The 21,798-nt window shown below is 29.6% G+C and carries 18 protein-coding genes and 1 pseudogene; 16 read left to right on the top strand and 3 right to left on the bottom strand.

The genetic code is table 11. The features are described 5' to 3' along the window. Positions 1-5: 5 nt before the first annotated feature. Positions 6-980: pseudogene (locus tag JL105_RS06505) on the top strand (ISL3 family transposase); the annotation flags it as partial. A gap of 90 nt (positions 981-1,070) precedes the next feature. Here JL105_RS06505 and JL105_RS06500 read toward each other — a convergent pair. Both JL105_RS06500 and JL105_RS06495 read right to left on the bottom strand, forming a co-directional pair. Then, the gene (locus JL105_RS06500; RefSeq protein ID WP_237722240.1) at positions 1,071-1,352 is read right to left on the bottom strand and encodes a response regulator; all 282 of its coding nucleotides are present in this window, start codon (positions 1,350-1,352) and stop codon (positions 1,071-1,073) included. Then, positions 1,349-2,404 (bottom strand): sensor histidine kinase, encoded by a 1,056-nt coding sequence (locus JL105_RS06495; RefSeq protein ID WP_132028744.1) that lies wholly within the window; start codon positions 2,402-2,404, stop codon positions 1,349-1,351. The genes JL105_RS06500 and JL105_RS06495 overlap by 4 nt, the downstream gene beginning before the upstream one ends. Before the next feature lie 151 nt (positions 2,405-2,555). On the opposite strand from JL105_RS06495, the gene JL105_RS06490 reads away from it, so the two are divergent. From JL105_RS06490 to JL105_RS06450, 9 genes are all read left to right on the top strand, one after another. Continuing rightward, complete coding sequence (locus tag JL105_RS06490; RefSeq protein WP_132028747.1) at positions 2,556-3,488, top strand: ABC transporter ATP-binding protein; 933 nt, start codon at positions 2,556-2,558, stop codon at positions 3,486-3,488. Further along, the gene (locus JL105_RS06485) at positions 3,489-4,544 is read left to right on the top strand and encodes an ABC transporter permease (RefSeq protein ID WP_132028749.1); all 1,056 of its coding nucleotides are present in this window, start codon (positions 3,489-3,491) and stop codon (positions 4,542-4,544) included. Then, positions 4,531-5,658 carry an ABC transporter permease gene (locus tag JL105_RS06480; protein WP_132028752.1) on the top strand — a complete coding sequence of 376 codons (1,128 nt, stop codon included), beginning with the start codon at positions 4,531-4,533 and terminating at the stop codon, positions 5,656-5,658. Before JL105_RS06485 ends, JL105_RS06480 begins: the two co-directional genes overlap by 14 nt. Before the next feature lie 130 nt (positions 5,659-5,788). Continuing rightward, positions 5,789-6,238: a hypothetical protein gene (locus tag JL105_RS06475; RefSeq protein ID WP_132028755.1), complete on the top strand. Its 450-nt coding sequence runs from the start codon at positions 5,789-5,791 to the stop codon at positions 6,236-6,238. A 365-nt stretch (positions 6,239-6,603) separates the two neighbouring features. Then, complete coding sequence (locus JL105_RS06470) at positions 6,604-6,828, top strand: hypothetical protein (RefSeq protein WP_202690444.1); 225 nt, start codon at positions 6,604-6,606, stop codon at positions 6,826-6,828. Between the two features lie 92 nt (positions 6,829-6,920). After that, complete coding sequence (locus JL105_RS06465) at positions 6,921-7,067, top strand: hypothetical protein (protein WP_158280044.1); 147 nt, start codon at positions 6,921-6,923, stop codon at positions 7,065-7,067. A 359-nt stretch (positions 7,068-7,426) separates the two neighbouring features. Continuing rightward, positions 7,427-7,894: a MarR family winged helix-turn-helix transcriptional regulator gene (locus JL105_RS06460; RefSeq protein ID WP_132028761.1), complete on the top strand. Its 468-nt coding sequence runs from the start codon at positions 7,427-7,429 to the stop codon at positions 7,892-7,894. Positions 7,895-7,919: 25 nt separating this feature from the next. After that, complete coding sequence (locus JL105_RS06455) at positions 7,920-10,169, top strand: ABC transporter transmembrane domain-containing protein (RefSeq protein WP_132028764.1); 2,250 nt, start codon at positions 7,920-7,922, stop codon at positions 10,167-10,169. Continuing rightward, a complete protein-coding gene (locus tag JL105_RS06450) occupies positions 10,166-11,962 on the top strand; it encodes an ABC transporter ATP-binding protein (RefSeq protein ID WP_132028767.1) in 1,797 nt (598 codons plus the stop codon). The genes JL105_RS06455 and JL105_RS06450 overlap by 4 nt, the downstream gene beginning before the upstream one ends. A 311-nt stretch (positions 11,963-12,273) precedes the next feature. Here JL105_RS06450 and JL105_RS06445 read toward each other — a convergent pair whose 3' ends face one another. Continuing rightward, positions 12,274-13,215 (bottom strand): DUF4885 family protein, encoded by a 942-nt coding sequence (locus tag JL105_RS06445; RefSeq protein WP_158280046.1) that lies wholly within the window; start codon positions 13,213-13,215, stop codon positions 12,274-12,276. 321 nt (positions 13,216-13,536) lie between these two features. Between JL105_RS06445 and JL105_RS06440 the strand changes: the two genes are divergently transcribed. The 6 genes from JL105_RS06440 to JL105_RS06415 all read left to right on the top strand — a co-directional run bounded on the left by JL105_RS06440 (position 13,537) and on the right by JL105_RS06415 (position 21,702). Then, positions 13,537-13,905: a DUF6483 family protein gene (locus JL105_RS06440; RefSeq protein WP_132028772.1), complete on the top strand. Its 369-nt coding sequence runs from the start codon at positions 13,537-13,539 to the stop codon at positions 13,903-13,905. A gap of 216 nt (positions 13,906-14,121) precedes the next feature. Beyond that, the gene (locus tag JL105_RS06435; RefSeq protein ID WP_132028775.1) at positions 14,122-15,135 is read left to right on the top strand and encodes an aldo/keto reductase; all 1,014 of its coding nucleotides are present in this window, start codon (positions 14,122-14,124) and stop codon (positions 15,133-15,135) included. 437 nt (positions 15,136-15,572) lie between these two features. Next, positions 15,573-19,004, top strand: a complete 3,432-nt coding sequence (locus tag JL105_RS06430; RefSeq protein WP_132028778.1) for a pyruvate carboxylase — start codon at positions 15,573-15,575, stop codon at positions 19,002-19,004. 96 nt (positions 19,005-19,100) lie between these two features. Further along, on the top strand, positions 19,101-19,619 hold the full coding sequence (locus JL105_RS06425; RefSeq protein WP_202690443.1) for a hypothetical protein: 519 nt from the start codon (positions 19,101-19,103) through the stop codon (positions 19,617-19,619). 474 nt (positions 19,620-20,093) lie between these two features. Beyond that, the gene (locus JL105_RS06420) at positions 20,094-20,978 is read left to right on the top strand and encodes a DUF4846 domain-containing protein (RefSeq protein ID WP_202690442.1); all 885 of its coding nucleotides are present in this window, start codon (positions 20,094-20,096) and stop codon (positions 20,976-20,978) included. Between the two features lie 217 nt (positions 20,979-21,195). Beyond that, positions 21,196-21,702 carry a GNAT family N-acetyltransferase gene (locus JL105_RS06415; protein WP_132028786.1) on the top strand — a complete coding sequence of 169 codons (507 nt, stop codon included), beginning with the start codon at positions 21,196-21,198 and terminating at the stop codon, positions 21,700-21,702. Positions 21,703-21,798 lie beyond the last annotated feature (96 nt).

The raw sequence follows: 21,798 nt of genomic DNA, 5'->3' as shown, positions 1-21,798 counted from the left end.
AACATACCTATCTTGTACTTAGAAAAAGAAGGTATGCTTGCTCTTGTGGAAAAAGGTTTTATGAGTCTTATGACTTTTTACCTCGCTATCACCGCATGACTAACCGTTTAGCATTTTTTATTTGCCAAGAGCTTACCAAGCTAACTAGTCTAACTTCTGTAGCTAAAGTGGCCAACGTCTCTGTTTCTACTGTTATTCGTATCTTTAATCATGTCAACTATGGTACTCCTACACTGCCTAAGGTTCTATGTATTGATGAGTTTAAGGGGAATGCAGAGACTGGAAAGTATCAGTGTATTCTTGTTGATGGGGAAAACAATAAGGTTTTAGATATTATTCCTGACAGGTGTCAAAGTGATCTTGTAGGCTACTTTAGGCAATTTTCTCGTAAGGAAAGGAATAAGGTGAAGTTCTTTGTATGCGACATGTGGCAGCCTTACGTTGATTTAGCTAAAGTATTTTTCCCTAATGCTATAATTGTTATCGATAAATACCACTTTATTAGGCATGTAACTTGGGCTATTGAAAATGTCAGGAAACGCATACAAAAATCTATGACTGCTACTCTTAGAAAATACTATAAACGGAGTAGAAAACTGATTTTAACGCGATATCATAAGCTTAAGGATGAGAATAAAGAAGCCGTTGATTTAATGCTTTTATATAATGATGACCTACGTATTGCCCATAAACTTAAAGAATGGTTTTATGAAATCTGTCAAAGCGATAAATATTCCTACCAATGTAGGGAATTAGCTAAGTGGATTCAAAATGCAGAAAGCTCTGGAATACCAGAGTTTGAAAAATGTGCAGCTACATATAGAAGATGGCATAAGGAAATTAAAAATGCCTTTAAATATGGTTATACTAATGGTCCAACTGAAGGTTTCAACAATAAAATCAAAGTATTAAAACGAATATCCTTTGGACTTAAAAACTTTTATAGATTTCGTAATAGAATACTTCACTGTACAAGCTAAACTTCTAAAAGTGAATACCTGTAAGAAGCCTACATTTTAGCTAGGTTTATTTAAGTGTGCCCAAAATACATGTAATTCTATCCATCTCAATCATAACACAAAAATAAGGGTAAAAATAGTAATGGAGCGGGATTTAAGAAAATCCCACCCCAAATATTGACAAAGAGCCAAAATTTCTTTAGTAGCTTCGATTCCATTCATTTTTTCCATTCTAATATCCATAAGCATTAAATCTGGTCTATATTTATCATATAATTTTACTGCTTCTAGACCATCGTATCCTATTGCTAATATATTTATACCATTGGCATTTATAATTGTTTTTAAAGATTCTACTACCAAAGGATCATCATCTATAATAATTATATTCATACAATATCACCTTTCATTAAAGTTAAATGTAGTTGAAAACCATCATCAAATTTATAATTTAAAAAACCATTATATTTTTTAGCTATATCCTCCATAGACATAAGTCCTATACCTTTAGAGTTTTTGAAAACATTTTCATCAAATATACTTCCATTATCCTTTATGACAATAGAATAAAATTTTGGCTGACTAAGTAAAGTTATTTTTAATTTTGTAGCGTTGGAATGTTTAATGCAATTGGTTATTGCTTCTTTTACAATAGATAAAATATCAAATTTCAAATTATAATCTAGATCGTCTTCTAAATTATAGATAATTTCTGTGTCTATATTTGGAATTTCTCTACAAAGTTTTTCAATTTGAGATTTTAATTCTAAAGATTCGCTATAAAGATTGTGTATGTTTTTTCTAATATCTTCCATACCATTAGATAAGGTGTTTTGTAATGTATTTAAACCAGATATGACAGCATTTTCATTGGAGATTATCTTTAAGGCTTCTACTTGAAGTATACTACTACTTATGGCATGACCTATGGAATCATGAAGTTCTCTTGCAATACGATTTCTTTCTGTAAGTATGGCAATTTGTATATTTTTTTCCTTATCTATTTTTAATTGTTTATTATATTTTTTTAGATAAATATTATCTTCTGTTAGTTTATCTCTTACTATTTTATTTTCAGTTAAAATAATTTTATACTTTTTAGACATTTCCGAAAAATAAATAGAAATAATAGAAACCATTAAATTTGTTATGGGGGAAATCATTAGAACTAAAGGTGTGACTAATATAGTATATATGCCAAAATCTAAATAAATATTATATAAAATCAAAGGTAAATAAAAAATAAATAAATTATCGAAAAAGCATAGCATTATAAATAAAATGTAAAGAGAAATTCTTCTCTTTTTCGTATGTAATAAATCTAAAAGCAAAGAAAGAATAAGGCTTATAAGAAAATAAAAAGCTAAGTTTTTATCTGGATTTATTTTATATGTATTATATAGGCAAAACAGAATGATTAAAAACTTTTCTGCAAATTTTCTCATATAATTTCCCACCTTTATTCCATTATACTAATGAAATTTTTAAAATACAACTAATTTTATGACAAATGTCATGCGAGATTCTAACTTTAGACACTACAATGGAAACCTTAACCATTATATAATAATCTTAAGAGATAGAGGAGGTATTTAGATGGTAGTAGAGGTAAAAAATTTAGTTAAAAGATATAAAGAATTAATCGCCCTTGATCATTTTAATATGGAAGTAGAAGAAGGAGAAATCCTAGGCCTTTTAGGTCCAAATGGTTGTGGCAAAACTACAGCTATAAATTGTATATTATCTTTATTAAATTATGATAAAGGCGAGATCAGAGTTTTTGGGGAAAAGATGACTCCCAATTCTTATGATATTAAAAGAGAAATAGGTTTAGTACCTCAAGAGGTTTCAGTTTTTGAAAATTTAACTGTAATAGAAAACATAGACTATTTTTGCGGACTATATATAGATTATAAAAATAAAAGAAAACAATATGTAGAAGAAGCCATAGAATTTGTAGGATTAAAAGATTATACTAAATTTTATCCTAAAAAATTAAGTGGAGGTTTAAAGAGGAGACTTAATATTGCTTGCGGTATAGCACATAAACCTAGATTAATATTTTTAGATGAGCCTACTGTTGCAGTGGATGTTCAAAGTCGTAATTTCATATTAAATGGTATAGAGAAGTTAAATGATGAAGGCAGTACTATTATATATACAACTCATTATTTAGAAGAAGCAGAAAGACTTTGTAAAAGGATTATTATAATGGATAAAGGTAGGGGCTTGGTTTCTGGTACAAATGAAGAATTAAAGTCTATGATAAGTACTTCTGAAAAAATAGTAGTTGGATTTACAGAAATAGAAGATGAAACAGTTCAGAATATGAAAAATATACTTCATGTAATGGACATAGAAAAAGCTGGGGAGGACTATATAATAAAATTTGAAAATGGATTTAATAATTTAGTTAATCTTATGAATTTTATAGAGGAAAATCAATTGGTATATACAAAACTCCAAAGTCAGTTACCTACTTTAAATGATGTATTTCTAGAATTAACTGGGAAGGAGTTGAGGGATTAGATGAAAAATTTAATTAGAAATATAATATATCAAGGGAAAAACTTACTTAGAGATGCTGGATTTTCTTTTTGGGTAATGCTATATCCATTAATTTTAGCTATGTTTTTTAATATTGCCTTTAGTGGAATGATGGATATAGAATTAACAAATATAGATGTAGGAATAGTTGATGAAAATCCCATTGAACAGGTCTTGGAAGAGATTGAATTTATAAATATTCATAAAATAACTGATGAGGAAGTAATAGAGAAACTAGACAATGAAGAAATTCACGGTTTTATAGACGAAGATTTAAACTTAACTGTGAAGAAATCTGGAATAAATCAAACAATTATTAAAGAAATAATAGAGCAAATAAAACAAATGGAAAAATTAAATAGACCTATTGAAAATTATGATTTTGAAGCTAATTATATTGTAGATAGAAATCAAAAGGCAAATTCCATAATAGTAGCATTTTTTTCCTTAATTGCCATGTTTTCTACTTATAGTATTAATGCGGGTATTTCAACTGCTAGTTTAACTCAAGCTAATTTATCTAATATAGGGGTAAGAGTCAATAGTACTCCTCTTAAAAAGAAAAATTTTTTACTAGCAGGAGTGATAGTTGCTTTATTTTTGAATCTATTGGCAAATGGAGTACTGCTTTTATTTGTAAAATATGTTTTAAAAATTGATTTACTTAAAAATATAAAATACAGCATTATTCTTATTATAATTGGAAATTTGTTTGGGGTATCCCTTGGGATGTTTATTGGAGTTTCCAATAAAAAGAGTATGAATACAAAGATTTTAATTGGTGTTGCTAGTACTTTGTTTTTATCCTTTTTATCTGGAATGATGGGGCCTTGGATGAAAGATGTAATAGATGAACATGTACCTATTTTAGCTAGGATAAATCCCATATCCATAATTAGCAATAATTTGTATAGGATAAATATTTTAGAAAGCACTAAAACTGTAGGGGAAGGAATTATGATTTTATTCAGTTATTGTGGGGTCTTAATTTTGTTGTCCTATATGTTTTTAAGGAGGAAAAGCTATGACAGTTTATAAATATTTTATAAAAATAGCATTAAAAAACAAATGGACTATTCTTGGCTATACTATAATATTTTTTTCCATGTCTTTAATATCTGGATCAGGTGCTACTGAAAGAGAGCCCAAATTTATGGAAACTAGATTAAATATTGGCATCATAGATAATTCTAATAGTGAATTATCCACTGGCTTAAAAGATTATTTAGAAGGGAAACACAATATGGTAGATACCATAGATGATGAGGATTATATAAAGGAGCAGATATTTTTAGAAAGAGCAGATGCTATAATAATAATTCCAGAGGATTTTCAAGAAAAAGTTATAAACAAAGAAAAATCTATTAAAATTTACAATGATGATAGAAAAATAGAATCTATGCAAATACAAAATCAAATAAATAAATTCCTTATGTTTGCAAATGCTACTTATGAAGATGGAAAGTTTAATCTAGCTAATGTAAATTTAGCATTAAGAGAAAAGGCAAAGGTGAAGTTGGCAAATAATAATAGAGAAAAAAATAACAGTATCAATAATGAATGGTTTAGGAATTATTATAATTTTACAAGTTATGTAATTATAGCTATGTATATAGCCATAATAGGGATGGTAATGACTGATTTTACAGATGAAAATATAGATAGCAGAATGAAAATATCTTCAAAAAAATTTTTAAATTTTAATATGGAGTTGTATTTAGGACAACTGACCATAGCTGCTATAATCACATCGATTTTTATTTTGGGAAGTATTGTATTAAAGGGAAAATATATTGGAGAAGTGGATTTTATTAAATATGTAATAAATATTATAGTTTTTTCTTTTACCATATTATGTTTTACTTTTTTTATTAATAATTTTACTAAAAATAAATTTGTTATTAGTGGATTAGCTACAGTATTATCCCTTGCTACTTCCTTTATATCAGGAGTAATGGTGCCTCAAGAATTTTTAGGAGAGAAGACTTTATTATTGGCGAAATTTTTCCCAACCTATTATTTTGTTAAAGTAAATGGTACTACAGTTAATTCTTTTTCAGATATAAGCTTTAATATATTTATGCAATTGTCATTTGCTGTGGCATTTATATTGATGGGATTATATTTTTCTAAAGCAAAACAGAAAGCATAAGATAAAAATAGGTGAATTATAGTATAATTTATCAATATTTTGTTGGATTTTCTACGGAATCTTACGGTTCTACTTGTCTCACGAAAACATTCAAGCTTGGAAAGATAAATTTGCAGATGGAGAAACCATAGTGTCAGAAAATATTGTAAAGAGAAAGGCATTTAATAGTAGAGTATATTTTGATTATAATACTAAAAAATTGTGGGAAAACTCAATTGTTCTTGCATATATTAAGCAATTTCTTACTACTTACCCTACGACTTTATTAATTGAAGGGCTAATATTACTTTTATTTGGTTTTAGTCTAAAGAAAAATTGGAAATCATTTGTATTAATTAATTTATTAACTCAGGTACTGCTAACTTTTATTATATTTGGAGCTATGTATAAACAAGGTTCTATGGCTGCTATATTCTTCTATATACCTTTTGAAATAATAATTTTAATTATTGAAACGAAATTATTTAAAAAATATTTAGTAGAGCATTCAGAATCTAGACGAAAGACATTTGCCATAGTGGCTAATATTGTTAGTTTTTTAGTGGGGGTAATAGGTATATTATATTATTCAAAAAGATAAATTTAATAACGGGAGATCGTCATGTTAGATAACAATATATGTAAAAAAACCAAAATCATATCCATAATATTATTGTTCCTATATTTAATTTATTATAGTCTAATTATATCTTGGATAAAGTTTATGCATTCTGAAATTAATATATATATAGCGTAGTAGGAATATTTGTACCATTTATTTTATTTCTTCTTATTACATATGGACTATTTAAGACTTCAGGTCTTATAAGTAAAAAGCATATCACTATTAATCTCATACTAATTATACTTCCTGTGTTAATTTCTTTTGGCTTGGTAGTATACAATGAAGCTGAAAGCAAATTTAATTATGAAAAATGGATAGGAAAACAGGATAAGAGAGTTTGGATGGTGGATGATTTATTAGAAAAACATAAAATTTTAAATATGTCTAAGGATGATATTATAAAATTATTAGGTAAGCCTTCAGATACTCAGTATTTTAAGGAAGTAGATAATATAGTATACTATTTAGGGGCTGAAAGGGGTTTAGTAAGAATAGATAGTGAATGGCTAGTTATATGGTTTGACGAGAAGGATATAGCAATAGATATAAAAATAATGAGGGATTAATAACATTTTTATCAACTTCAAAATATCCCGGTATAGAGGAGGAATACAATGGATTATACTATTGTCTTTATACCAGGACTTTTTGGTTCCATATGATTTATTTTAATCCTGCTTCTATAGATAAATTAATTATGATAGGCACTCCAAATTTAGGTACAGTAAATGCTTATTATTTCTGGAGTGGTGGCAAACTTCCCTATTCAAAAGTAGAAGACGATATTCTTTATAAAGGGAGTTAAGGTTTATTGGGACGAAGATAATTTAGAAAAGGAATACATTCTTGGCGTTAGAGATAAAGTGTTTTTTGTAGCTTATATAGGAGATATACCAATAGGATTTATATCAATTAAAGATTATAATGTGTTTACGAGCGAAATTTATGTATTAGGTGTATTAAGAGAATTACATGGAAACAGATTGATCCAAATGAAAAAAATAAATAGTTAATTGATAAATAAATAAGTTAGTATGTTAGTGCCAGGTTGAATAATTAAATAAAGGTTTAAAAAATATTTATTGACTAATATATATATAAGTGTTAATATAATCATATATATTTAGCCGGCTAAATATATATTTATTTAGATAGGAGGTTAATATGGAGATTTTAAGTAAGGATTCATTATATTATAATTTTTTAGAAGTGATTAGATTTCATTATTATAGGACTCATGTACTTCTTGAAGAAATAGGGGTTTATCCAGGTCAACCACCTATGCTTTTTATTTTAAATCAAGAAGATGGTTTAAGCCAAAAAGAACTGGCGAATAAACTAAAAATTAAGCCTTCAACTATAACGGTAATGCTTAAAAGAATGGAGAAGGCAAATTTAATAGTTCGTAAAAAAGACGATAAGGATCAAAGAGTATCTAGAGTTTATCTCACTGAAAAAGGGAAAAAGGTATGTGAAGATACCATTAAAGTGGTAAAACAAATAGAAAGGGAGTGTTTTAAAGATTTTACAGAAGAAGAAAAAGAAACTTTAAAAAGTTTATTTTTAAAGATGAAAAACAATATTATAGATGCATTTGAAGAGGAAGGAAAATTTATAGATGATAAATTTTAAACTATGCTAGGAGGAAATGAAATATATGGTCAAGATAATAAAAGAGCTTAAACCTTTTACTGTATTGGTGCTAATAATAGTAGGATTGCTTTTTGCTCAAGCTATGGCAGATCTTGCTCTTCCTGATTATATGTCCAATATAGTTAATGTGGGAATACAGCAAAATGGGATAGAAAATGCTGTACCTCAGGTTATTAGAGCTGAAAAGATGGAAAAGTTGAAGATACTATTAGATGAAGAAGAAAAGAATATAGTAGATAAAAATTATAAGTTAATAGATAAAAGTAATTTAACTGAACAGGAATTTAAGGATTATTCTAAAAAATATAAGGCTTTAGAAAATGAAAGCCTATATATATTATCGGATATTGTTTCTGAAGAGGATATGGAAAAGATGAATTCTTTTTTAAGTAAATCTATATTGATTTTATATGGTATAGAGGAAGGGGTACCTCAAGGAATTGGTGCCCAAGAAGGGGAAATAGAAAGTCCCTTCAAAGATCTTCCAGAAGGAACAGATCCATTTATGGTGTTGGAAAATTTACCTAAAGAACAATTTGATGCAATGAAAGAAAAAATGAATAAGCAATTTGAAAACATACCAGATAGCATGATAATCCAATCGGCAATAAAGTTCATAAAATCAGAGTATGAAGAAATAGGAAGAGATATTAGCAAACTCCAATCTAGATATATATTGTCTACAGGTGGAAAGATGCTACTTATTGCTTTAGGAGGTATGGTAGCGTCAATATTTGTTGGATTTTTAGCTGCTAGGGTTTCAGCTTCCCTTGGAAGAAATTTAAGGGATAATATATTTAAAAAAGTTATATATTTTTCAAATGCAGAATCCGACAAATATTCAACCGCTTCTTTAATAACTAGAAGTACTAACGATATACAACAAGTACAGATGTTTATAATTCTACTACTAAGGATAGTGTTTTATGCCCCTATACTGGGAATTGGGGGAATTGTGAAGGTTTTAGAAACCAATACTTCTATGGCATGGATAATAGCAGTGGGAGTTGTGGCTATTTTAGCTCTTGTCATAGTTTTGTTCTCTATGGCTGTACCAAAGTTTAAAGTAATTCAAAAATTAGTAGATAAAGTTAATCTTGTAATAAGGGAAGCTTTAAATGGAATTATGGTCATAAGGGCTTTTAATACCCAAAAATATGAAGAGGATAGATTTGATGAAGTAAACAAGGATTTAACTAAAACCCATTTATTTGTATCTAGATTGATGGCTATAATGATGCCTACCATGATGCTCATAATGAATTGTATAATATTACTCATAGTGTGGATAGGAGCTCATGAAATAAATAGTGGAGCTATACAAGTTGGAGATATGATGGCCTTTATGCAATATACTATGCAGATAATTATGTCCTTTTTAATGATATCTGCTATTTCAATAATATTACCAAGGGCATCAGTATCAGCTCAAAGAATAGTAGAAGTATTAGATGAAGAAGTGACTATTAAAAATCCTGAAAATCCTAAAAAGATTACAGGAGATGTGAAGGGAACAATAGAATTTAAAAATGTTAGTTTTAAATATCCAGGAGCAGAGGAATATGTGCTTAAAGATATATCCTTTATTGCAAATGCTGGAGAGACCACTGCATTTATAGGAAGTACAGGTAGTGGGAAATCTACCCTTATAAATTTAATTCCAAGGTTTTATGATCCTACAGAAGGACAAATTTTACTCGATGGGATTGATATAAGGGATATGGAACTTAAGGATTTAAGGGAAAGAATTGGCTATGTTCCTCAAAAAGGTGTTTTGTTTACAGGAACTATAGAAAGCAATTTAAAATATGGGAAAAATTTTGATGCTACTAGAGAAGATGTTTTAAAAGCTATAGAAATAGCTCAAGCAAAGGAAATTGTGGATGAAAAAGAAAAGGGTATACTACATGAAATAGCTCAAGGGGGAACCAATGTATCAGGTGGTCAAAAACAAAGATTGTCTATAGCAAGGACCTTAGTTAAAAAACCAGAGATATTTATATTTGATGATAGCTTTTCAGCACTTGATTTTAAAACTGATGCAGCCCTTAGAAGTGCAATAGAAAGGGAAATTAAAGATAGAACAATTTTAATAGTAGCTCAAAGGATTAGTACAATAATGAATGCCGATAAAATAGTAGTTTTAGATCAAGGGGAAATAGTAGGTATAGGAACTCACAAAGAACTATTGAAAAAATGCGATATTTACAGGCAAATTGCTATGTCTCAGTTATCAGAGGAGGAACTTCAATGAGTAAAGGTAGAAGATTTGAAAAACCAAAGGATTTTAAAGGAACTTTCTCTAAGTTGCTTGACTATCTAAGTCCATATAAAGTTAAACTTATTATAGTTATAGTATTTGCTATTGGAAGCACTATATTTTCAATAGTAGGCCCTAAAGTACTTGGGAAAGCAACAACAAAGATATTTGAAGGATTGATATCCAAAATATCTGGAGGACCAGGAATTGATTTTAGCTATATAAAAAGAATATTGTTGATTTTATTAGGATTATATGGTCTATCCTCCTTGTTTTCCTATATACAAGGATTTATAGTTAGTGGTGTAGCACAAAAAGTTTCTTATAACTTAAGGAAGGAAATTTCACAAAAGATAAATAGATTGCCTTTAAAGTATTTTGACTCAGTTCCCTATGGGGAAGTATTATCAAGGATTACCAATGATGTAGATACGGTAAGTCAATCTTTAAATCAAAGCATGAGTCAAATAATAACATCTGCCACTACTTTTATAGGGGTGCTTATAATGATGCTATCCATATCTTGGCAGATGACCATTGTAGCTTTATTGATTTTACCTATTTCAGCTTTTTTGATTATGACTGTGGTAAAAAGATCTCAAAAATATTTTAGAGAGCAACAGAAATTTCTAGGACAGGTAAATGGACATATAGAAGAGGTATATGCAGGACAAAATATAGTAAAGGCATTTAATGCTGAAGATCAGGTAATTTCAGAATTTGAAGATATTAACCAAAAGCTATATGGATCAGCTTGGAAATCCCAATTTATTTCAGGAATGATGATGCCTATAATGAGCTTTGTGGGGAATTTAGGCTATGTTGGAGTTTCTATTTTAGGTGGATGGCTCACCATTAGAAATGTTATAGAAGTTGGAGACATACTTTCATTTATTCAATATATAAGAAGTTTTACTCAACCTATAACTCAAGTAGCACAGATAAGTAATGTGTTACAATCTACTATAGCTGCAGCGGAAAGGGTATTTGAGTTTTTAGAAGAAGAGGAAGAAGTAGAAGATACTAAAACCCCTGTAAAATTAGAAGATATAAAGGGAAGAGTAACCTTTGAAAATGTAAAATTTGGATACGATGAAGATAAATTGATAATTAAAAATTTTACTCAAGACATAGAACCAGGACAGATGGTAGCCATTGTAGGACCTACAGGAGCAGGAAAGACTACCATAGTAAAACTTCTAATGAGATTTTATGATTTAAATGGTGGTAGAATACTGTTAGATGGCATAGATATAAGGGATTTTTCAAGAGAGGATTTGAGGAAAAATTTTGGTATGGTGCTTCAAGATACTTGGTTATTTAATGGCACTATAATGGATAATATAAGATATGGTAGGCTTGATGCTACAGATGAAGAAGTCATAGAAGCAGCTAAAATGGCCCATGCTCATAGATTCATAATGACATTGCCTGATGGATACAATATGGTTATAAACGAAGAAGCAAGTAATATATCTCAAGGACAGAAGCAGCTACTTACCATAGCAAGAGCAATACTGTCCAATCCAAAAGTGCTTATATTGGACGAAGCCACATCTTCTGTAGATACTAGAACAGAGTTATTAATACAGAAGGCTATGAATAATTTGATGAAAGGAAGAACCTCATTTGTAATAGCCCATAGACTTTCAACCATTAGAAATGCAGATTTAATATTGGTGATGAAGGATGGAGATATTGTTGAAAAAGGAACCCACGAGGAACTTTTAGCAAAAGGTGGATTTTATTACACCCTATACAATAGTCAATTTGAAAGTGTATCTTAATGGATAGTGGGGATGGGAATAATATCCCTGACTATGGAGTATTACTTCATAGTCAGGGATATTTACTAATTTAGTGTCTACTGTATCTAAAAAGATATATATTTCTTTGTCATCATTTTTACTCTTTATATTTTTAAATTTTATTTTAACTGAATATGAATCTAAAACATCAGTTTTTTCAATTCTTCAATAATGTTAAGATGCACATAAATTATGAATACGATATTACTGACACTTATTAATTTTTAACATTTAAAACACAGGGAGGCTGTCAGAAAACAAATAAAAGGGACTGTCCCTTTTATTTGTTTCTAATATACATCTTTATCTATTAAGCGTCCATCTTGCCAGTCTATTTTTAAAATCATGTCTGGAACAGAGTCTATACCTTTTTGAGCATATTTATTTAATAAAGAACCATAGAAGGATATTACAGAGCCTTTATGATAGTCATCTACATACTTTGCATTTTTGACACCATTTCTATATATATCCATAAGGTCTCGTCCATCTTCTGTTATAAATTTCCCATTTTTAACCTCAAGTTCATTTATATTTAACCCTGTGTATTTCTTTATTTCTCTCATTAATAAGTACTTTTCATATATTTCTTCTGTTTTCTGTGGCGAATCAGCTTTTAATGTCTGTGAAATATGGTAAAATAATTCCCTTCCATTATTTCCTTCATTCAATGCTGCTTCAATTAAATTCTTTGTTTTTTCATCCTCAAGCCCTTCCACAGTTATTATATAATTAAATGGATCTATAGAAAAACTTAATCTTTGTCCTTGAGGAATTGTAATATTGTTTTTATCTAGTATATTTTGAATTTGTTGGTTTATCATATTTCTGTTGTGAAGTTTTTGTTTTTCACTTTCAACAAGTCCATTAACTGTAATCCCTCTAAACATTGGATCGTATAAACAAAAGTTAGATATTAAACGATGTTGTTCATAATCTCTTTCAAAATGCCAACAATTCTGCCTCTCTTTATCAGTCATTCCCTGAACATAATGAGGTGCAGAAGGGTCAAAATATCTTTTATAAATATACTTTCGTCTTTCCTCTACTCCCATATGTTTAGTTTCATTATATAACCTATCATACTTTTCCTTTGTTTTTTCAACCATCCAAGCTTCTTTCCCATAATATTTATTCCTACTTTTTATCTCCGTTTTTGAAGTATCTTCATTTATATTGCTTTTACCGTAATTATTGTATGCACTACTTATTCCAATACCATCAATTTTCATTTCTATCCCTCCTATATATGTTATCGGCATGAAATTTTTTTATATACTTTTAGTTACAGTTTTATAAATATTTTTTAGTATAAAATATTTTACAGGGACGGATTTTTTTGAATAGGTTATCAGGAGATTACTTTATTATGGTATAATATTAGTGATATTTTACCATATATTTCATCGGAAAGCACTAAACTATATCTAGATATATATAGAAACAAAAGGTCTTTTGGTTCAATTAGTGGAACAATCTACTTGGAGCGATATAGTTTTAGTAAATGTTTATAATACAAATTTGTTAAGTGTTTTTAGGAGGAGGCATATATTATGTTTGAACAAGATTATATAATGCGTAAGATAAGAAATTTAGTAAGATTTTTAGCCAGGACTTTTTTAAACAAGGATGAGGTGACTTATGAATTGCCAATCCTAGAAGAGTATACAAAAACTGATTATATTCATAAGGAGTTGATTATTCTATTGGAACAAGGGAAAATAAACAAGGCTGAAAATCTGCTATTTGAAAATTTAGATACTGATAATAAAAGGTATATGGAATTAGCCTTAGATTTTTATGAAAGATTAAATAATTTTGAGGACGACTTTTTAGAAGAAAATAATTTTTCTAGGGAGGAAATTGAAGAGGGTTTAAAGGAAATTTTTAATAAATTTAAAGTACCAAACTTTTTCAATTAGAAGTCATCGATTTTATTAGAGGGGGTTATAGCAGAAGTTGGTTTTATAACTATTAACATTAATGCTGTTACTTTTATGATAATTTTATGGAAAGAGTTTGATAGTTATCTTGAAATTTAAAGCTAACTTGGAATATTAAAATGAGGAGGGGTTTTTTAAGAGCTAAGGTTTTTATAATGATTTTGCAAAAGAAATTATAATATAAGGAGGCTAATTATGGAAAAGAGAAGATTAGGGAAAACTAATTTTTTAGTATCAGTAATAGGATTTGGAGGTATTCCTATTCAAAGAGTAAGTAGAGAAGAAGCCATAGAAATAATTAGTGCAGTTAAAGAAGCTGGCATTAATTTTATTGATACGGCTAGAGGTTATACTGTTAGCGAATCTTTAATAGGTTGTGGATTGGAGAAGCATGGTAGAGAAAATTTTATTTTAGCTACTAAATCCGGTAAAAGAGATTATAATGGAATATTAGAAGAATTAAACATTAGTTTAAAAAATTTAAATACAGATTATATTGATCTTTTTCAATTTCATAATATCAAGTCTTTAGAAGAATTAGATTTTGTAATGGGTGATGAGGGCGGTTTGAAAGCTTTAAAAGAAGTGAAGGCAAAAGGGATAATAAAAGAAATAGGAATAACTAGTCATATGCCAGAAGTACTGGATAAGGCTATGGATACAGGAGAGTTTGCTACAATTCAATGTCCATATAATCCAGTAGAGAGGCAGGCAGAAGAAGTGTTTAGAAAAGCTAATAAATTAGATATTGGAGTAATAGTTATGAAGCCATTAGCAGGAGGGGCAATTCAAAATACAGATTTATCTTTAAGATTTATTACAAATAATCCTAATGTTACAGTAGCTATACCTGGTATGGACAGCGTAAAGCAAGTAATGGAAAATGCTAAAATTGGTGAAAAAATTATACCTTTAAATGAGGAAGAAAGGGCAATATTATTCCAAGAGGCAAAAGAATTAGGGACAGAATTTTGCAGGAGATGTGGTTATTGTATGCCTTGCCCTCAAGGGATAGACATACCTTCACAATTTTTAATGGAAGGATATTATAAAAGATATAATCTAAAGGAATGGGCATTAGATAGGTACCATGCTATGGAATTTAGGGCAAAGGATTGTATAGAATGTGGAAGTTGTGAGAAAAAATGTCCTTATAATTTACCTATTAGAGAGATGCTAAAAAGAGTGGATATGTTGCTAGAAAGATAGTGGATATTAGGGAAAAATAGATATTAAGATTTCCCAATGCAGAGGTAATTAATGCTAAGGATGGTTAAGGGAAGCTATGAATGGAAAGAATCCATGATACAGATTATAATGATGGACAAAAAGGACTATATAGAAAAACTGTCTCATATCATATGTTGTAACTATCAATGTGGCAAATATATCACCTAATATGATAGTTATAGATGGGGATATTGTTTATGATAAATAAAAATATTAGTAATTTCCAATAAATAAGAGGAGATTTTTATAATATTATAAAAATCTCCTCTTATTATTTATTATATAAAGGCAATATTTAAATTGATATTTATTTAAAATATGCAAGAATAAAAAATAAACTTGCAAAAATCCTTGCTATTATAAAAATTTTGTGTTAGAATCGTCTACAATATTATTTTTTATTTGGAGGTGTAAAAATGCAGAAAAAGTTTAAAAAGGTTTTGGTTGCCAATAGAGGTGAGATTGCCATTAGGATATTTAGAGCTTGTAGTGAATTAGGGATAAGAACAGTAGGAATATACTCTAATGAAGATAAAAATTCCTTATTTAGAACAAAAGCAGATGAATCCTATTTAGTGGGAAAAGATAAAGGGCCAATAGAGGCCTATTTAAGTATAGATGAAATTATAAATCTTGCGTTGAAAAAAGGGGTAGATGCTATTCATCCAGGTTATGGATTTTTAGCTGAAAGTCCAGAGTTTGCAAGAAAGTGCGAAGAAGTAGGTATTGAATTTATAGGTCCCACCTATGATATGATGCAAAATTTAGGAGATAAGATAAAATCTAAAAAAGTAGCTAGTAGTGTAGGAGTACCAACTATTCCAGGGATAGAAGAAAAGGTGCACTCAGAAGAGGATGCCATAAAATTTGCAAATTATTGTGGCTATCCTGTTATGCTAAAAGCTGCTGCTGGTGGCGGTGGAAGAGGCATGAGGGCAGTAAGGGATGAAAAGGATTTAATAAGAGAATATTATAGTGCCAAAAATGAAGCCAAAAAGGCCTTTGGTGTAGACGATATATTTATTGAAAAATATCTTGAAAAGCCGAAGCATATAGAAGTACAAATATTAGGAGATAAATATGGAAATATAGTTCATCTATATGAAAGGGATTGTTCTATACAAAGAAGACATCAAAAAGTTATTGAATATACTCCAGCCTTTTCTATTACAGAAGAATTAAGGCAAAGAATATGTAATGATGCAGTGAAAATTGCAAAAGCTGTTAATTACAGAGGAGCAGGAACTGTGGAATTCCTATTGGATAAGTATGGCAACCACTACTTTATAGAAGTTAACCCAAGGATACAGGTGGAACACACTGTTTCAGAAATGGTTACAGGAATAGACATAGTTCAATCCCAGATTTTAATAGCAGAAGGTTATTCCCTTGATTCTAAAGAAATAGGAATTAAAGGACAGGAATCTGTGGAGCCAAGAGGATATGCTATTCAGTGTAGGGTAACAACAGAGGATCCACTAAATAACTTTTCTCCAGACACAGGTACTATTGATATATACAGAACTGGCTCTGGGTTTGGCATAAGGCTTGACGGAGGTACTGGATTTGCTGGTGCAACTATAAGTCCCTATTATGATAGTTTATTGGTAAAAGTAACTGCATGGTCTAGAACCTTTGAAGATGCAGTCAGAAAGGCTAATAGAGCATTGAGGGAGATAAAGATAAGAGGAGTAAAAACCAATGTTCCATTTTTGATAAATGTATTAAATCATGAAGATTTTTTAAGTGGTAAATGTGACACTGGATTTATTACCTATAATCCAGAGCTATTTGAAATAAGTACAAAAACCGATGTGGAGCTTAAAGTACTAAATTATATAGGGGAAAAGGTTGTAAATGAAACAAGAGGATACAAACCAGATTTTAATATTCCTAGAGTTCCAATAGTGGAAATAGATAGGGAGATTTATGGTACAAAACAAATATTAGACCAATATGGACCTGATGGATTGATTGAATGGATAAAAAATAAAGAAGGTTTGTTATTAACAGATACGACTATGAGGGATGCTCACCAATCCTTGATGGCTACTAGAGTGAGAACTATTGATATGTTAAGGATTGCAGAAGCAACTTCTATATTAGGTAAGGATTTATTTTCATTGGAGATGTGGGGAGGAGCTACATTTGATGTATCCTATAGGTTCTTAAAGGAATCTCCTTGGACTAGATTGGAACTTTTAAGGGAAAAAATACCTAATATATTATTTCAAATGTTATTGAGAGGTTCTAATGCAGTGGGATATAGAAATTATCCGGATAATGTTATAAGGGAATTTGTAAGAGAGTCAGCAGATAAAGGAATAGATGTTTTTAGAATATTTGATTCACTAAATTGGATAGAAGGAATGAAAGTGGCAATAGATGAAGTATTAAATGTAGGGAAAATAGCAGAAGCTTGTATATGTTATACTGGAGATATTTTAGATGATAGTAAGGATAAATATTCATTAGATTATTATATAAGGACTGCAAAAGAAATAGAAAAAACGGGAGCTCATATATTGGGAATTAAAGATATGTCTTCTCTTTTAAAACCTCATGCAGCATATAAACTTATTAAAGCATTGAAGAATGAAATTAGTATACCAATTCATCTTCATACTCATGATACTAGTGGAAACGGTGTAGCAACAGTATTGATGGCAGCCCATGCTGGAGTAGATATTGTAGATACTGCTTTCAATAGTATGGCAGGTTTAACAAGCCAACCAGCATTAAATTCAGTAGTTGCAGCCTTGGAACATACAGATAGAAATACAGGACTTAATTTGGATGATTTACAGCTACTTTCAGATTATTGGAGCGATATTAGACCAATATATAATAAGTTTGAATCAGAGCTAAAATCTGGAACTACAGAGATATATAAATATGAAATACCAGGAGGCCAATATTCAAATCTTAGACCTCAAGTGGAAAGTTTTGGATTAGGACATAGGTTTGAAGAAGTAAAAGCAATGTACAAAACTGTAAACGAAATGCTTGGAGATATTGTAAAGGTAACACCTACATCAAAAGTAGTAGGGGATTTAGCTATATTTATGGTTCAAAATGATCTAACTCCAGAAAATATCTATGATAAAGGAAAGGATATGGCTTTTCCAGATTCAGTAGTATCCTATTTTAAGGGAATGATGGGGCAGCCTCTAGGAGGTTTTCCTGAAAGACTTCAAAAATTAGTATTAAAAGGAGAAGAACCCATAACTTGTAGACCAGGAGAATTACTTGAACCAGAGGATTTTCAAAAGATAGAAAAGCATTTAAGAGAAAATTATAATATAAATCCAGAGAGAAAGGATATATTATCTTTTGCACTATATCCTAAGGTATTTGAAGATTATTTAAAATATATAGAAGAACAAGGGGATTTTAGTAGAATGGGTAGTGATATATTCTTCTATGGGCTTAAAGAAGGTGAAATTGGAGAAGTAGAAATTGTAGAAGGAAAAACTTTGGTTATAAAGCTTCTTGAAATAGGGGAAATAGATGATGAGGGATATAGGACCCTTTACTTTGAAGTTAATGATAGTAGAAGAGCTATAAAAATATTTGACAAAGCAAGTAATATAGTTAAGAAGGAATCTTATATTCAAATGGCAGACAAGGATGATAAATTTCAAATTGGTGCAAGTATTCCAGGAGTAGTAGCTAAAATATTAGTAGAACCAGGTGATAAAGTAAAAGAAAATCAGCAAGTTGCAGTAATAGAAGCCATGAAGATGGAAACCAATGTAACTACATCAGTTGAAGGTACTGTCAAATCTATAGTGGTTGAAGAAGGGCAAAATGTAGAGACAGGAGAATTGTTGATGGTGTTAGAATAGGAATATTAGTAGTTTATAAAATTTGTTTATTTATTGAGTTTTATAGTAAATAAATGATATAATCTAGATATGAATATATCGGAGGTGGGTCCGAGGATGGAAGAAAAGGTGTATGATTTACTAGAAAAGTTATATGTAGAAGTTCAAGGTATGCAGACGGAAATTAAAGATGTAAAAGAAACTATGGCAACCAAGGATGATTTGAAAGACTTTGCAACCAAAGATGACTTAAAGGCATTTGCAACTAAGGATGATTTGAAAGATTTTGCAACCAAAGATGACTTAAAGGCATTTGCAACTAAGGATGATTTGAAAGATTTTGCAACCAAAGATGACTTAAAGGCATTTGCAACTAAGGATGATTTGAAAGATTTTGCAACTAAGGATGACATAAAGGCATTTGCAACTAAAGATGATTTGAAAGACTTTGTAACTAAGGATGACATAAAAGATCTTGCCACTAAAGAAGATTTAAATGTATTAGCAGAAGAACTTCATGTAGAAATTCAAACTGTATATGATGAACTAATAGAATTACGAAATGATTTAAGTACAATGGAGATGTTGACAACCAAAAATGCCTACGATATTGCTAAATTGAAAGCTATACGTTAAAGATGGGACAATGTTAAAAAGCTTATTAAGCCTAAACAATATTATAAAAGGGCTTAATAAGCTCTTTTATTTAAAAAAACATGAAATTAATTATAGTCTCTGAAAATTTCTTTGGAATATTTTTTCTTTTTATTTTTAAAATATTCTAGGCTTTCTAATTACAATAGAAATTCATTCATTATCCTTCCATAAATTCTCCATCTTTTTATGGCAAACCATAGTTTTTTCTTATCTTTGTGAGTAAATTTATTTAAGTATTAATAATTAAGATAGGAGAAATGTTTTACTTATGTTATAATGTTATAAAATATACAGAAAATTAATGTATTAAGTGAATAGAAGATGATTATATTGCTGAGAAATTATATAATAGTTTAGGTTTTAGGCGTAAATCAGAAGATGATGATGGATACGAATTAGTAATGAGATATGAATTGGAATATTTAAATAATACATAATAGAAGGTGTGAGTTAATGATGAGAAAGCTTAGCATTTTTTTTATTATTATTTTTCTAGTTTTGTTAACCAGCTGTAGATCAATTGATAACAACTCAGAACCGTCTTCTCGCCATAGTTTAACAGAAAAGAATGAAGTAAATAAAAATACTAGTCATGTCATTCCTGAAGGTAGTACAATTGGAACTAGGTATTCAACTCCAGATGGGTTTACAAGGGTTAAGGTAAACAAAGGCAGCTTTGAAGAATTTTTGAGAAATCAAAAGTTAAAGCCCTATGGAGAAAAGGCATTGTATTATAATGGTAGGGAAAAGCCATCAAAGGGAGTGTACGATAGTGTAATAGATGTTGACATTGGGGACAGGAATCTTCATCAATGTGCTGATGCTATCATGCTTTTACGTGGAGAATATTTATATTCTATTGGAGATTATGAGGATATTAAATTCAATTTTGTATCTGGCTTTACAGCAGAGTACAGTAAGTGGATGGAAGGATATAGAATTAAAGTGGAAGGAAATGATGTAAGCTATTATAAAGGAACCGAACCATCTAATACCTATGAGGATTTTAGAAAATTTATGGATATGGTATTTGCTTATTCTGGAACTTTGTCCTTAGAAAAAGAAATGGATAGGGTTGATATTGAAGATATGAAAATTGGCGATGTATTTATTATTGGTGGAAGCCCTGGTCATGCTGTTATTATTGTAGATATGGCAATGAATAATGCCAATGAAAAAATCTTTATCATAGCTCAATCCTATATGCCAGCCCAACAAACCCAAATACTTATCAATCCTAATGATGAAAACATGAGTCCTTGGTATTCACTAAAAGATAAAGAAAAATTGAAAACCCCAGAATGGACTTTTGAGATAGATACATTGAGAAGATTTTAATGATATGGGAAGGAATGTATCAAAAAGCAAAATTAGAAATAATAGAAGGTAATATTGGAAAAGGATTATAAATAATAAAAAAAGGTTGTCTTATTTAGGATATACATGGTCTATACAAATTGTATGAAAGAGAAAATTTAAATCCCAACATGGATATAAAAAATTAAAGATAACATAAATTGTATAATTTTTGTAAAGCGAAAAGGAGTGAATATTAATGTCTAAAATTAAAACAAATATACGCACTTTCCAAGAAAAAGATAAAGAAGCTATTATAGAATTAATTGCAAATTTTAGAGTAGATCTAGCGGGATTAAAAGGGATTGAAAAAGAGCAAAATATGGATATGGCAAAGGAAGAATTGAGAGATTACATAGATAATAAATATCCTATATTTATTGCAGAAGACAAAGGAAATATAATAGTAGGGTATTTGGTTTGTAAGGTGGAAAGAGATATTGTTTGGGCAGAGTCTCTTTATGTATTACCAGAATATAGAAGAAGGGGTATAGCTTCATTACTATTTAATGAAGCAGAAAAGGTAGCAGAAAAACTTGGAGGTGATACGGTATATAATTGGGTTCATCCAAATAATGATGGAATAATTAAATTCTTGGATAAAAGAGGATACAATGTTTTAAACTTAATCGAAATACGTAAACCATGGAAAGGAGAAATAAATAATCAAAAGATAAAAGTAGATAAACACGAGTTTAGGTACTGAGATATATACCCGAAAAACAATATATTCTAATATCAATGGTAGAAAGTTATTATGAGAAGTGGGGTATTATCATTTAATTATTTAAGAAAACCACAA

Origin of the sequence: Keratinibaculum paraultunense, assembly GCF_016767175.1 — a bacterium.
Lineage (GTDB): Bacteria > Bacillota > Clostridia > Tissierellales > Tepidimicrobiaceae > Keratinibaculum > Keratinibaculum paraultunense.
Note: the sequence above shows the minus strand (reverse complement) of the source record. Positions and strands in the feature narration are given on the sequence as shown.